Raw genomic sequence first — 13,544 nt, forward strand, 5'->3', positions numbered from 1 at the left:
TTATCCCCCTTAATTTAAAAAATTTATTTTATCTTAAAATTGTATCCAACGTCCAATTCTTCACCATTAAATCTACAGTAAATTCTATTATTATCTTCTATCATCGAGGATCTGATTCCAGGTTTTGAAGTTATAACATCATAAATATTATAACCATAAAATCCAAGATAACCGAGCCAGCAGATTGCAGAGATATTGTACCATGCCCTGTATTCTTTATAAGCGCGGTCCATTTCATCTTCATTGCCTGGCTCAATCTTAAGATAATTTTCGTGTTTTACATTTTGAATTGAAGTCGCAATAAGCGTGGTGGGAAAAAGAATTGCCGTGGTGATGAGCATTATCTTTCCCTTTGAATCTTCACCTTTATACATCTGTCCCCAGCCCGGGAGGCAGCAGCTGCGTAATAGTGCGCCAGAGGTACTCACACTCTTTGGTTTTACAACTGGCTCAACCGGTTTAGGTGGGGTGGGTTGAACCGGTTGAGGAACAGGTGTAATAGCGATCATTTCAGCCTTTGCTTCTTCAAATACTTTTATGATTTTCGGTGAGACAGTAGCAGGGTCTAATTCTAACTTAGGGTCAAGACTGAGTGCCTTTTTAAATTGTTCTTTTGCCTTTTCTTTATCACCAAATGCAACATAACTGAATCCAAGATATTTGTATGCCTCAACCTGTTCATTTTTGTTTAACTGTTTAAGATACTGAAGTGCACCTTCCAATTGTTTGATTGCATTCTCATATTCACCATTATTATAATATAATTTTGCACTGTCCAGCATTCTTAACAAAGAATCTCCAGTCACCTGCTGTCCAAAACAAATGCCAGATAAAATAGCAAAGAGAATAAGTTTTTTGAACATAAACTCTCCTTTCTAAAACTTTTTATTTTTTCTCAAGTTCAATATCCTTTTTCAAAACCTGATTCGGCTTGATCGTAATAACTTCTTCATAGGTCTTACATAAAGGATTTATCAATTTTAATCTATGCTGTCCAGCAGATAATTTAATCGGCTGTGCAATCGGTGTTGTTTCATAGAATTTGCCATCTATATAGACATCTGCCCAGGGTTTAACAACGAGTTTTAAAGCTCCTTCAAGTGGTTCAAGCCGCACATTTAAATCAATGGTTTCGTTCGGAGCGAATTTAATATTTCTCTGCCATATTTTAAAATTTGGATTCTCAAGGCGTATATTATGAACCCCTGAACTGACAGTTAAATTACCGGCAATGGGTGTAGTTTCAATATACTTGCCATCAATATATATTTTTGCCCAGGGTTCAACCTTCACTTTTAAATAACTCGTTCCCTGAACCGGAGGCAATGGCTTTTTGTTGGCCGGATTTTTAACTTCAATTACAGTATCTTGTTTTGCAATTTCAGTTATTAGCGTTATGTCAAGTCTTACTGTGTCATTGCCCTTGATTTCAAACTTCTGAACAAATGGTTTATAACCTTCTTTTTTTAATTCAATTTGATGCTCTCCGACCTTTAAACTTTCCAACTCTGCAGGGGTTATCTTCCCTGTGCTATCATCATCAAGGATTATTAAAGCTCCATAAGGTATCGTATTGACTATTGCGAGACCCTTCAATTCTTTCACTGGAATATTTCTAAAAGAATGGAATATAAAATAAACTATTAGTGCGATAACGATTAACCCCAAAAATAGTCCTGTAAAAACAGGTGTCATTCTTGTCGGTTTTTTCTCTTTAATCTTCTTAGATGATGGTATCCTCTCTTTCTTTTTCTTTAATTCTTCAAGATAACCCTTTGCCCTTTTGTCATTGGGATCTAACAATATAACTTTTTCAAATTCTGCAATTGCGTCATCAATTTTTTCATAGCCAGAATTCATAAAATATATACCACGCTCAAAATGGCGCTCTTTTCTTTTTTCCAGTAAAATTTTAATTTTTTCTTCCGGAGCAGATACAAAATCACCGATATCCTTACGGACCACTTCAATCCTTGACCGCCTCATATGAATAGTAATGTCCTCAGAGAATTCTTCAATATTCTGGTATCTTTTATCCGGGTCTTTTTCCAGAACCCGCTCAATAATTGTGCTCAATTCTTTTGAAATCAAAGGATTTGCCTCAAATGCCTTGGGCGGGGTTACTGTAAGAATCTCATGGATAACCGAAGAATAATTTTCACCCTTGAACGGCTTTGCACCTGTGAGCATTTCATAAAAAACAACCCCCAGGGAAAAGATATCCGAGCGGTTGTCCACCTTTTTTCCTGCCGCCTGTTCAGGAGACATATATGCAGGTGTTCCAACTATCGCACCGGTAACAGTGATAGTGGTCAAATCCTGTGCCTGGGCGAGTCCAAAATCTGCAATCTTAACACATCCATCATAACCGATAAGGATATTTGCTGGTTTCATATCCCGGTGCACAATTCCTTTTTGGTGGGCGTATCCAAGGCCCTTTGCAATCTCAAGGATAATACCAAGGGCAATTTCTTGAGGAATAAATTTTACCTGATTCAATAAATCCTTAAGACTCTTACCATCTACATACTCCATTGCAATGAAATAAACTTCTTCTTCCTGTCCAAAATCAATGATATTTACAATATTCTCATGCTGTAAATTTGCCGCAGCCTTTGCCTCTCTTTCAAAACGGATTATAAAATCTTTATCCTGAGCAAGATGGCCATGAAGAATTTTTACAGCAACAATCCGATCAAGGGTTGTTTGGTTTGCTTTATATATTGCCGCCATGCCACCGGTAGCGATGAGTTCTTTTATCTCAAAATTTCTTATTCTGCGGGCTATCATAGAAATCAAAATATTATATAGAAATATTATATTTAGTCAAGAAAAGATTAAATCCCTTGCCCATTTCAATTTTTTAAATATAATATCCCGATGATTGAGAAAGCAAAAAAGTTGATTGAAGAAAAAAATTTTTCAGAACTTGAAAACCTCTGGATGGAGATGCTTGATGATAAAAGCATTCCCATAAAAGATTTTTTAAGTATTGCTGATGGACTAAAGTCAATAAAGGAAACATCCAGAGGATTTATGCTTCTTGAAATCCTTGCCTGCCACCTTATTAACCAGAATGATATTCACGGGGCGATAGAGGTATATAAACATATGCCTTATTTCACCGAAGATGATAATATTATTAGAAGGACACTCGTTGATTTATATAAAAAAAGATATGGGGATAACGACCGAATTGAAAGATATATTGAGCTATCTCGGATTGAAAAAGGTGAACATCTTTTCAGGTGTCTCGAGCGGCTTGACGAATTCTTAAAATACGACATCGGCAGGGTGTTCTATTTCGAAAAATATGGAATTGGTGAGGTCGTGGCGATGAATCCCGAGAAGAAAGAACTTGTTCTGGATTTTCAGAAGCAAAAGGGCTATTTTGTAAAATTTGATGTAGCCAATAAACTATTAATACCCGCACCCGAAGGTCATTATCTTTATAGGAAGTTTAAAAATATAGAAGAATTAAAAATATACGCTAAGGAAGATCCATACGGACTGGTTATTTATCTATTAAAGAGCTTTAAAGAACCATTGAGTTCAAGCGAGATCAAAAATCATTTAAGAGATGTAATAACAGAAGATGAAATTGATAAATTCTGGGAAAAAGTAAGAAAGAAATTAGAGAAAAATGAGCATATAAAAATAGAGTTAAAAAAAGGACAGAAGACCTATCATTTTATTGAAGGTCTTAATAAAAAAGAAGCATATATTGAAACTTTCAAAAAGGCAAATATTGATGAGAAATATTTACTCACTGAAAAATGCGCCCGCGAGAATCCTGAAATATTTAGCGAAATGATTGATCTGCTTATTACATTCGCTAATGAAAATTACCAAAAAGAACCAGCATTGGCGCTTGATATTCTGTATCTCTGCAATGAATATAGAAAAAGCGGAATTAATTATACGATTGATGACCTACTGCGGATTAAGGGCATTAAGGAATTACTATTAGATTTGAAAGATTATGACCATAAAATAAAATTTCTTGACGAAGTCAAAAAGCGCGAACCACAGGACTGGCAAAAAATATTTCAACAGATACTCACAGACTCTGATGATACGAAACTTATTGAGGAGATTGAAGGACAATTAACAGCCTCAGGATTTGAACTAAGGGATTTTTATAAGTCAGTAATTTTAATGCCCCAAAAATTTCCTGGAATTTTTTTATACATATTGAAGAAAATTGCAAACGGTGCTTTTAAGGAATTCACGGACTCAAAATATATGTCACGCTTGATAAATAGCCTTGAACATATCAAGGGGGCAAAACAGCTATTTATTAAATCTTTTCCTTTGGAAAAATTTGATGAAATTATAAAGACCGGAGAGATTAATGAAATTCTGAAGATAAAAGATTCCCTTATTAAATCAAGTGCACTCAAGGATTATGAAAAGAACGATTATTTAAGAATCATCAATTACCATTTTCCTCAACTATTTGAGAAAAAAGAAGATTACATATATACGACACAGGAGTCACTTATTCGCAAAAAAAACGAACTTGAGCACTTGCTGAACGTTGAAATACCCGAGAATAAAAAAGAGATAAGCAGGGCAAGAGAATATGGGGATCTTAGCGAAAATTTTGAATATAAGGCAGCCAAGGAAAGACAGGATCAATTATACCAGAGACTAAGAACGCTTGAATCCGAACTTCAGAAGGCAAAATTAATTGATTTCAATAATATTGACATATCAAAAGTCGGTATTGGGACAAAAGTAATCCTGAAAAATCTTCAGGGAGACAATATCCTTGAATATACAATCCTCGGTCCCTGGGATTCTGATCTTTCAAAAAATGTCATATCCTATGAATCTCCACTGGCAAAGGAAATGTTATTAGAAAAAAAGATAGGTGATAGGATAAATCTGGAAGATAAAATCTACGAAATAATCAGAATTGAAATCGCAAAAAATTAAACTGGCGCCAACGGGATTCGAACCCGTAGTCTTCGCCTTGAGAGGGCGATGTCCTGAACCAAGTTAGACGATGGCGCCGTGCGGAATTATATATAAATTATTGACTATTGTCAATGAAATATTTATCAGATATTAAGACTTTCTTTTTCTTGACAAAACTTTCATAATGAATACAATTAAAGAAAGGAGCCAAAATGGAGAAATTGATTGGTAGGGTTACCCATTTTTTTAATAAAATCGGCGTGGCGGTTATTGAAATAACTGATGACGAATTGAATGTTGGCGACACTATACACATAAAGGGTCATACGACTGATTTTAAACAAGTTGTAAACTCTATGCAAATTGAACATAAGCCGGTTGAAAAGGCAAAAAAGGGCGAGAGCATAGGCATGAAGGTCGATTCAACTGTTCATGAGAAAGACCAGGTTTATAAGATAATACCCGAATAGGACAAATATATATAATAAATCCATAAGTTATAAATCATCCAGAGTATTAAAAATTTTTTAGTGGGTTTTCGGTTGCGAAATGCGATACTTCTGGAAAATTGATTTCGTTTTAGAGACAAACGATAGACGCATCGCTTTTCCAAAACCGACAGGCAATAGCGCATATCCGTGAATAGAAATAATATATTGATTTTTGTAGCCTTAATCGCTATTCTTCCCCGTTTGTTCCGAATTTTCTATCCTTATGCCTGGTTTGAAGATTCTGTATATTTATACCATGCATTTGCCTTCAAATCAGGATTAAAACCATTCATCCAGACACTCTGTGTCCAACCACCAACGATTGAATACCTGCTTGCTGGATTATATAGTATCTTTGGAGTTTCTTATCGGGTTGCCGAAATTCTAACCGCAATAATTGTATTAATTTCAACAGTTTTACTTTTTGATATCGCCCGCAGGCTTTTTGATAAATATATCGCTCTATTCGTTATCGCTATTTTTAGCTTTTCTTCTCTGCTTTTTCGCTATCATATTTTTGAAAGAGAGCTCTTCACACTTTTCATTGCAATATTAGTAATGTGGTTCATTGTTTGCAGGGATTCTAAACCATTGAACTGGTTTTTTATCGGCCTCCTTGCAGGTATTGGAGCAAGCATTAAATTATCAGGATTATTTATTCTGCCCGCGGCAGTAATATATTGGGTGGTTGAAAAAAAATTTAAAGCCATACTATATCTCTTATCAGGGTTTCTAATCATTACTATTGGTCTCTATGGCTATTTTTTGATTACCTACAAAAACCCTGCTTTTTATCAAATTTTTCATTTTCATTTTTTTAAAGGTTATGACACTGCAATCAGTTTAAGGTTTTTTGACCCATTTTTGATAAGTTTGAATTATATGTGGATTTTAGGTGCAAGTGGCATTATTTTATGCTTTTTCTTTGCTAACAAATTTCTTATTTTTCCGCTGGCAATATTCTTTGAATACTCATTATTCTTTCTTTTCATAAGTTCAACTTGCTGGCCACATAATATGATTGATTTATTGTTGCCACTGGCAATCGCTAATGGATTAACCATTTATTGTTTAAAAAATATTTCCTTAAGAAAGAAGAAAAATATGATACAATTAATTATTATTATATTCCTGTCAGGTTTTTTTATATATGCCGGAAGTTTAAATCCTCTTTATTATCAGGGATTGGGTTATATCCCGCGCAATGAAGTAAGAAAATGTGCAGAGATTATTGAATCCAAAACACCACCCAATAGGCCGGTTCATATCTCAAATTATCTTGCGGTTGAATCACAGCGATTAAAGCTCATAGATTATGAAGAATGTATCGGTCCGTATCGGCTGATGTTGAAAATTATACAAGATAAAAATGACCCGACAGTAAAAAATATTAGATTTCATAGTTGGGGACATTTGATTGAAGAGACTCTGATATTATGGCGATATGAAATTGACGAAGCGGTAAGGAAAAAGCACATTTCCTGCGTTATCTGGGATAAGATATTTCCAGAATGGTCGTTAATGTATAAGTTGGATAAATACCTTGAAACCGAAACCAAGTTTTTATCTGGCTCAGGTTATAAGGTCATATATGATAGCCCGTATTATACAATATGGATAAACGAATAATGAATTTAAGAAATATTTTTGTCTTAATCATATTATTGATAATTTATGCAATCTCAATTCAATATCGGATACGCTTGAGTAAAAATCCTGAATATTATGACCCTGAAGACCCCACTGCCTTTTACTGGACCGAAAATGCATTACAGTACCATTATGCAGAACTTATTGGTGATGGTAAACCAATTCCTGCCTTTGACCCAAAACTACAGGCACCCGAGGGTGTAAAAGTTTTTGAAAATCTCACAATCTTAATGGAATATCCCTGTGGCTGGTTATATAGATTTTTGAAACTAAAAGAAAGAAGTATTCTTTTTCATACCTGGGCGATAATATTTATTGCCGGTTGTGCAAGTTTAAGTATATTTGCAGTTTATTTTCTCAGTAGAGCAATAGGCATAAACCATTTTTATTCAATAATGGCGGGTTTATTATTTAATTTCTCCCTTGTTGCAGTGGGTCGTTCAACATTTGGCTTTCTTAATGAAGACTTCGCCCTGCCCTTTATTATATTTGGAATTGCTGGATATTTTTATGCATTAAATAATCCGAAGAATAAAGTCTTTTTTTCAATTTTATCTGGCGTATGTTTCCTTATCAGTCTTTGTTCATGGCATTTCTCAAGATTTGTTTTTCTTACGTTTATTCTTATATCAATCTTTAACATCTGGATATTTGAAAAAAACTCAAAGATAAAAGAAAATTCCATTGTGCTTCTTTATACACTTCTGATACCCTTCTTAGGAAGTTTCTTCATACCTGTATTAAAGAGCAGACTTTATTTCATTTCAGTCCCATTTGCATTGGGTTTCGGAGCGATATCAGGTATTTTTCTCTTTGCAGTAAAATCCGAGAAACCTTTAACATATTCACTAAAGGGCTGGTATTCAGTCATAATCGGTTTGCTATTTCTTATTGCGAGTGTAATAATATCAAAAAGTTTAAATATTGAGGCTGAATATACTCATGTCTGGTCTTTGATTATAAACAAGATCAAATTTTTCGGGATTAAACCTACGAATCCGGAACTCCTTGATTATCCTGCAAGGTCATTATGGATTGAGGCATTTAATAGCCCTCATCCTGTGAGTCTATTCAAAAATCTATTTCCTATTATTATCCCTGCAGTATTTGGTTTTATCTATTTGATAAAAAACAGATTTTCGGAATCAGTCATCAGGCAATTTATTTTTTTATGCATAATATTTTTCTTAAGTTATATTATGATTGAAAGGATGGGAATAGTAAACAACTATTTCGTTTCAATCCTCGGTGTAATAATCGGAATGATAAGATTAAAGAAAAACCAGAAATTTTATAAATATCTTATACCCTCGGTCATTATGCTAATATTTCTATTTAATTTTCATCAGGGATATAATCTTCACAATCCAACCGGATATATAAAATTACTCCGCAAAATATTTGGTGATGAAACCAAAACAGAGATATACAACTGGCGGTTGAATAACATTGAAGTTGTTAGATTTATAAAATACAAAACTACTGACGATGCAATATTCTTATCTTCATTTGGTGTGGGACCACTTATCTTTACTTATGCCCATCGCGCCATTGTCCTCCAGCCAAAATTTGAAGTAAAAAATTGTCAGAAGCGCGTAAGAGAATTTTTTGAATCCATTTACAGTGCAGAAAATGATTTTTATAATTTCTGTAAAAAATATAAAGTCAATTACTTTTTATATGACATAAAAATTCTACTTGATAAATCAGGTGATGGAGGTCGCTGGATCGCAGGGAAAATTAAGATTAAGCCAAATTCTGTTGCTTTTCTTATGCATTTCTTCCCTGAAGAATTAAAACATTTTGAATTAATATATCAAAATAACTTTTATCGGTTGTACCGGGTTATTGGCGAAAATGAATCCAAAACTTTTATTAATTTTGCTTACCAGCCAGTTTATGACCTAAAGGCTTTCGGACAGCAAACAAAAGAAATAGAATTTTTTGATGACCGATATACCAATGAGGTCATTGAAAGAATTAGAAAGGCAAAATCTTTATTACAGCAGGCAAATGCAATTTTAATAAAGGATCCGGAAAAGGCATACCAGTTGATGGAAAAATCAATTACTTTGTATCCCTCTTTAATTGGTTCTGCCACAACATTTGGAATAGCCAGTGCCCTGACCGGCAGAATTGAAATGGGTTTAACCTTATGCAAAAAAGAAGTAGAAATAAATCCTTTATTCCCACTTGGACACTACAACCTTGCTTATTGTCTTTATCTCAATAATGATCTTACTGGAGCAATCAAAGAATTAAAAGAAACCCTGAAATTAGAACCTAATTTTTCTCCTGCCCTTGAGATGTTAAAGCAACTACAATATTGAAATTTTAGCATTAACACCCAGTCCGAATTGATTGACCATATATTTTGTTCCTTCATTATTACCCCAGAGCCAGTTAACTTCTGGAATAAATTCTATATCTCTACCAATTTTTAATCCTAAACAATGACCAAAATGGGATATATATCTGGGCGGTCTATCAGTATGCTCCTGGCGGTCGCGATAGTGCATTGAATAGATAAATTTCGGTGTATATAAGAATCTGATATTTTTAATTAAATGTTTTTCTAATAAGAAATAACCATAAAAATCATAGACATAATCGGTTATATAACCTATCCTTGTGCCTTTCATATATCCAAAACCAAATTTAAAAGCACTCCAAATCGGTGTATCTGTTATCTGGTATTTTATTGCAATAAGTCCGGCAGTTGGATATGAGTATTTTAATTCAAATTCTAATTTCTTTATAACACCGGACTTTGCCCAGAGATCAAATCTCCTTTCATCATAGGCAATTGTATCATTGGTACTGCTGTAAATACAATAATTGTCAATTCCAAAGCCAATACTATATTCAGCAGGGTTCAAACATTCTGCTTTATCAAATGTAGAATAACTCTGAGACCAGGTAAAGGGTAAATTCTGACTTATGATATACAAAATCAAAATCATTTCAATGTGCTCCCTGTCTTTTTAGTACCGTAAGAACTGTTTTCAAAAATATTTTTAAATCCATTCTTAATGAAATATTATTTATGTATTCAAGGTCATATTCAAGTTTTTTCTTCACATCTTCAATCGTGCGGTCGTAAGAATATTTTACCTGAGCAAGTCCAGTAATACCCGGATGGACTGTATGACGCAAAGGATAAAGGGATATTTGATTGACAAATTTTGATACGAAATGCGGTCTTTCAGGCCTTGGACCGACAAAACTCATATCTCCTTTAAGGACATTAATTAATTGCGGTAATTCATCCAACCTGAACGGCCTCATTATCTTTCCCATCCGAGTGATTCTTTTATCATCCTTTTTTGCCCAGACTGGTCCTGTATATTTTTCAGCATCTTTAATCATCGAACGGAATTTAATCAAAGAAAATTTCCTTCCTCTAAAACCTACCCTTTTTTGTGTATAGAAGACCGGCCCTGGAGAATCAATCTTTATCAAAAATGCAATCACTCCTATTAAAGGAGACAAAATTATTAATGCAATTGATGCCAGCAATATGTCAGTTAGTCTCTTTAAAAATCTATCCCAGGCAGAAAGTGGATGGAATATTATCTGAAGAAGATTTGAATCTGGAACTTTTTTTATGAGAAAATGTTGATACACAATGGGATAAAGTTTTGGGGAAACAAAGATATCATAATTACTCTCTGTGAACTGAGATATCAACTGTAAAATATCCACCTGCGTATGCCCATTGCTTTCAATCACAATCCCCTCTATTCGGTTTTCTTTAAAAATTTTTCGGGGAACATCCGCGGTCATTTCTGAAAATTTTATCTCTTTTACCTTGGAAAACCCATGATATTCACAATCTGATAAACCATCGCCATTTTTAAAGAGAATAACCTTTTTGGGCATTTTCTTTACATATTCTCCAATCAAACCCCACAAAAGGAATCGCCATAGTATCAATGAAGAAAACATTATGCAATAAGCAGGTAAAAACCCTTTTGCCTTGAAGAAATCCACATTCATTAAATAGGCAAACGAAAGGAGTATTGCCATTCCCAATATAATTGATTTGAGCAGGCTAAAAAGGCCGTTTATTATCTGAATCTCTGAACGAGTTTTATATAAATCAAAAGACCGGAAAATGAATAGCCAGAAAAGCATAAGTGCAATGTTTGCTATAATAGCGTGTTCACTTGTGGCTGACTGATTTATTTCTGATGACTGCCACGCAATAAAAAATGACCCCAATAAAAGTAGAATATCACCTATGAGGGTTATTGATAATTCATATTTTCGTGCCATCTAACATCTTAGGCGCCGCTATCTAACCTCCCAATCATACTATCATTATATCCAAAATCTGAAAACTGTCAATAGGCAAAAATACCTTGATTTTTTCAAAAATTGGGTTATAATCTTATCAATGACAAAAAAAGAAGTTTGGAAGAAATTAATTAGCGTAAAACCTGGAATAATTGCGTTATTTGACCCAGACCGTATTCCAAACAAAGCTTTATCAAGGTTGACGAAATTTGTTTCTAATTGTGATGTAAATGCCATTCTTGTTGGAAGTTCTTTGTTAAAGAATGAAAATTTTGATGGATTTGTGTTGGGTGTAAAAAAAGAAGCCAAATGTCCGGTTATATTATTCCCGGGTGGTTCACATCAAATTTCAAGATACGCAGATGGCATATTCTTTCTTTCTCTTTTGAGTGGTCGTAATCCGGAATTTCTTATTGGAGAACATGTAAAATCTGTATTTTTAATAAAATCGTTCGGGCTTGAGGTAATTCCTGTTGGTTATATCTTGATTTCCTCGGGGGGTTATACTGCGGTAGAGTTTATTTCAAATACCCGTTCCATACCCAAAAATAAACCAGAGATAGTCGTTGCCCATGCCCTTGCTGGAGAATACCTTGGAATGAAAGCAATTTACCTTGAGGCAGGCAGTGGCGCAGATGAACCAGTATCTGAAAAAATAGTTAAAGAAGTGAAACAACAGATTTCTATTCCATTAATCGTTGGGGGCGGAATAAGAAAGGAGAGCGATGCAATGAAATTATTTGATGTGGGTGCGGATTTTATCGTACTCGGAAGTATTATAGAAAAGTCTCCATCAAAATTTAAAAAAATTGTTGATTTTGTTAAAAGTCGGCTATAATATAACTTTGCAATAAACAAACTATTATTTTTAAATAAAGGAGCAGTATGAATATTCTAATCATTGGTAGTGGCGGAAGGGAACATGCCCTCGCCTGGAAGATAAATAAATCAAAAAAAGTAAAAAATCTGTATGCAGCGCCGGGGAACCCGGGTATCGCAAAGATTGCAACCTGCGTAAACATACTTCCTACGGATATAAATGGGTTGATTCGTTTTGCGAAAGAAAAAAATATTGACCTTACAGTCGTTGGTCCGGAATTACCTCTATCTTTGGGTATCGTTGATGAATTCAACAGAAATGGTCTGAAGATCTTTGGACCCACCAAGGCTGCAAGCAAGATTGAAGCAGATAAATCCTTTGCCCGTGAATTTATGGCTCAATATGGGATTCCTTCTCCTAAATTTCAAATTTATGATAGTGCGCTGCAAGCACTTAAATATTTAAAAACGACCAACACCTTTCCTGTGGTAATAAAAGCAGCGGGACTTGCCAGTGGAAAGGGTGTATTTATTGTAAACAATAAGAATGAATACGAAAAAATCGTGGATGAAATTTTTGTCCAGCATAAACTTGGTGAAGCGGGCAAAAAGATAGTTGTTGAGGAATTTTTAACTGGACAGGAATGTTCCATTTTTGTTCTAACCGATGGCTTAAGGGCATTGTATCTTCCCTCAGCACAGGACCACAAAAGGCTTTATGATGGAAACCGCGGACCCAACACAGGTGGTATGGGTGCTTACTCTCCTTATCCCACGAGTAAAGTCGTAAGTGACTTTATAAGGGAATTAATTATTCAACCCACAATCTTGTGTATGCATGAAAATGGATTTCCGTTCAAGGGTGTCCTTTATGCCGGTTTGATCATAACTGCATCGGGTCCAAAAGTTCTTGAATTTAACTGTCGATTTGGCGATCCGGAGACACAGGCAATGATCCCCCTGATTGAGAATGATATAGTTGAACTCTTTCTTGGCGTTGTAGAAAACAACCTGCAAGAGATGCAGGTAAAAATTAAAAATTTATGGTCTATATGTGTCGTCATTGTATCGGCGGGTTATCCATTTGATTATAAGATTGGTGAAGAAATACAATTTAAGGAATCATTTGAATCTGGAACACTTCTCTTCCATGCAGGAACCAAGATGGAAGATGGTAAACTTGTGACTGCAGGTGGCAGGGTATTAAATCTGGTGTGCACTGCCGACAACCTGAGGGTCGCCAAACAAAAGGCATACGAAGAGATTAAAAAGATTCATTTCAATGGTATGTTTTACAGAAAAGATATTGGAAGCAGTGGGATGAAAAAGATGAAACGCAAAAGGAAGGTGCGATAAGGTTTT

The 13,544-nt window shown here is 34.7% G+C and carries 10 protein-coding genes and 1 tRNA gene; 6 read left to right on the plus strand and 5 right to left on the minus strand.

Annotated features, from left to right (window positions below):
• Positions 1-23: 23 nt before the first annotated feature.
• Both ABIL69_04045 and ABIL69_04050 read right to left on the minus strand, forming a co-directional pair.
• Entirely contained in the window at positions 24-863 is an 840-nt protein-coding gene (locus tag ABIL69_04045) for a tetratricopeptide repeat protein (GenBank protein MEO0123157.1), read from the minus strand.
• 22 nt (positions 864-885) lie between these two features.
• Complete coding sequence (locus tag ABIL69_04050) at positions 886-2,790, minus strand: protein kinase (protein ID MEO0123158.1); 1,905 nt, start codon at positions 2,788-2,790, stop codon at positions 886-888.
• Between the two features lie 90 nt (positions 2,791-2,880).
• Between ABIL69_04050 and ABIL69_04055 the strand changes: the two genes are divergently transcribed.
• On the plus strand, positions 2,881-4,941 hold the full coding sequence (locus ABIL69_04055) for a GreA/GreB family elongation factor (GenBank protein ID MEO0123159.1): 2,061 nt from the start codon (positions 2,881-2,883) through the stop codon (positions 4,939-4,941).
• A 2-nt stretch (positions 4,942-4,943) separates the two neighbouring features.
• Here the strand turns inward: ABIL69_04055 and ABIL69_04060 are convergent.
• A tRNA-Glu gene (locus ABIL69_04060) sits at positions 4,944-5,019 on the minus strand.
• A 116-nt stretch (positions 5,020-5,135) separates the two neighbouring features.
• Between ABIL69_04060 and ABIL69_04065 the strand changes: the two genes are divergently transcribed.
• The 3 genes from ABIL69_04065 to ABIL69_04075 all read left to right on the plus strand — a co-directional run bounded on the left by ABIL69_04065 (position 5,136) and on the right by ABIL69_04075 (position 9,394).
• Positions 5,136-5,393, plus strand: a complete 258-nt coding sequence (locus tag ABIL69_04065) for a hypothetical protein (protein MEO0123160.1) — start codon at positions 5,136-5,138, stop codon at positions 5,391-5,393.
• A gap of 222 nt (positions 5,394-5,615) precedes the next feature.
• On the plus strand, positions 5,616-7,043 hold the full coding sequence (locus ABIL69_04070) for a glycosyltransferase family 39 protein (GenBank protein MEO0123161.1): 1,428 nt from the start codon (positions 5,616-5,618) through the stop codon (positions 7,041-7,043).
• A complete protein-coding gene (locus tag ABIL69_04075) occupies positions 7,043-9,394 on the plus strand; it encodes a hypothetical protein (protein ID MEO0123162.1) in 2,352 nt (783 codons plus the stop codon). The genes ABIL69_04070 and ABIL69_04075 overlap by 1 nt, the downstream gene beginning before the upstream one ends.
• Here ABIL69_04075 and ABIL69_04080 read toward each other — a convergent pair.
• Positions 9,383-10,027, minus strand: coding sequence for a hypothetical protein (locus ABIL69_04080; protein MEO0123163.1), 645 nt, complete (start codon positions 10,025-10,027; stop codon positions 9,383-9,385). The genes ABIL69_04075 and ABIL69_04080 overlap by 12 nt on opposite strands.
• Before the next feature lies 1 nt (position 10,028).
• A complete protein-coding gene (locus ABIL69_04085; GenBank protein ID MEO0123164.1) occupies positions 10,029-11,342 on the minus strand; it encodes a sugar transferase in 1,314 nt (437 codons plus the stop codon).
• 121 nt (positions 11,343-11,463) lie between these two features.
• Between ABIL69_04085 and ABIL69_04090 the strand changes: the two genes are divergently transcribed.
• Both ABIL69_04090 and purD read left to right on the plus strand, forming a co-directional pair.
• Positions 11,464-12,201 carry a geranylgeranylglyceryl/heptaprenylglyceryl phosphate synthase gene (locus tag ABIL69_04090; GenBank protein ID MEO0123165.1) on the plus strand — a complete coding sequence of 246 codons (738 nt, stop codon included), beginning with the start codon at positions 11,464-11,466 and terminating at the stop codon, positions 12,199-12,201.
• A gap of 47 nt (positions 12,202-12,248) precedes the next feature.
• Positions 12,249-13,538, plus strand: a complete 1,290-nt coding sequence (gene purD, locus ABIL69_04095) for a phosphoribosylamine--glycine ligase (protein MEO0123166.1) — start codon at positions 12,249-12,251, stop codon at positions 13,536-13,538.
• Positions 13,539-13,544 lie beyond the last annotated feature (6 nt).

This window comes from candidate division WOR-3 bacterium (assembly GCA_039802005.1).
Classification (GTDB): domain Bacteria; phylum Hydrothermota; class Tepidihabitantia; order SM23-42; family JAOAFX01; genus JAOAFX01.

Coding starts and splice junctions, on each gene's coding strand:
- ABIL69_04045 (MEO0123157.1), bottom strand. CDS start 863: ATGTTCAAAAAACTTATTCTCTTTGCTATTTTATCTGGCATTTGTTTT.
- ABIL69_04050 (MEO0123158.1), bottom strand. CDS start 2,790: ATGATAGCCCGCAGAATAAGAAATTTTGAGATAAAAGAACTCATCGCT.
- ABIL69_04055 (MEO0123159.1), top strand. CDS start 2,881: ATGATTGAGAAAGCAAAAAAGTTGATTGAAGAAAAAAATTTTTCAGAA.
- ABIL69_04065 (MEO0123160.1), top strand. CDS start 5,136: ATGGAGAAATTGATTGGTAGGGTTACCCATTTTTTTAATAAAATCGGC.
- ABIL69_04075 (MEO0123162.1), top strand. CDS start 7,043: ATGAATTTAAGAAATATTTTTGTCTTAATCATATTATTGATAATTTAT.
- ABIL69_04080 (MEO0123163.1), bottom strand. CDS start 10,027: ATGATTTTGATTTTGTATATCATAAGTCAGAATTTACCCTTTACCTGG.
- ABIL69_04085 (MEO0123164.1), bottom strand. CDS start 11,342: ATGGCACGAAAATATGAATTATCAATAACCCTCATAGGTGATATTCTA.
- ABIL69_04090 (MEO0123165.1), top strand. CDS start 11,464: ATGACAAAAAAAGAAGTTTGGAAGAAATTAATTAGCGTAAAACCTGGA.
- purD (MEO0123166.1), top strand. CDS start 12,249: ATGAATATTCTAATCATTGGTAGTGGCGGAAGGGAACATGCCCTCGCC.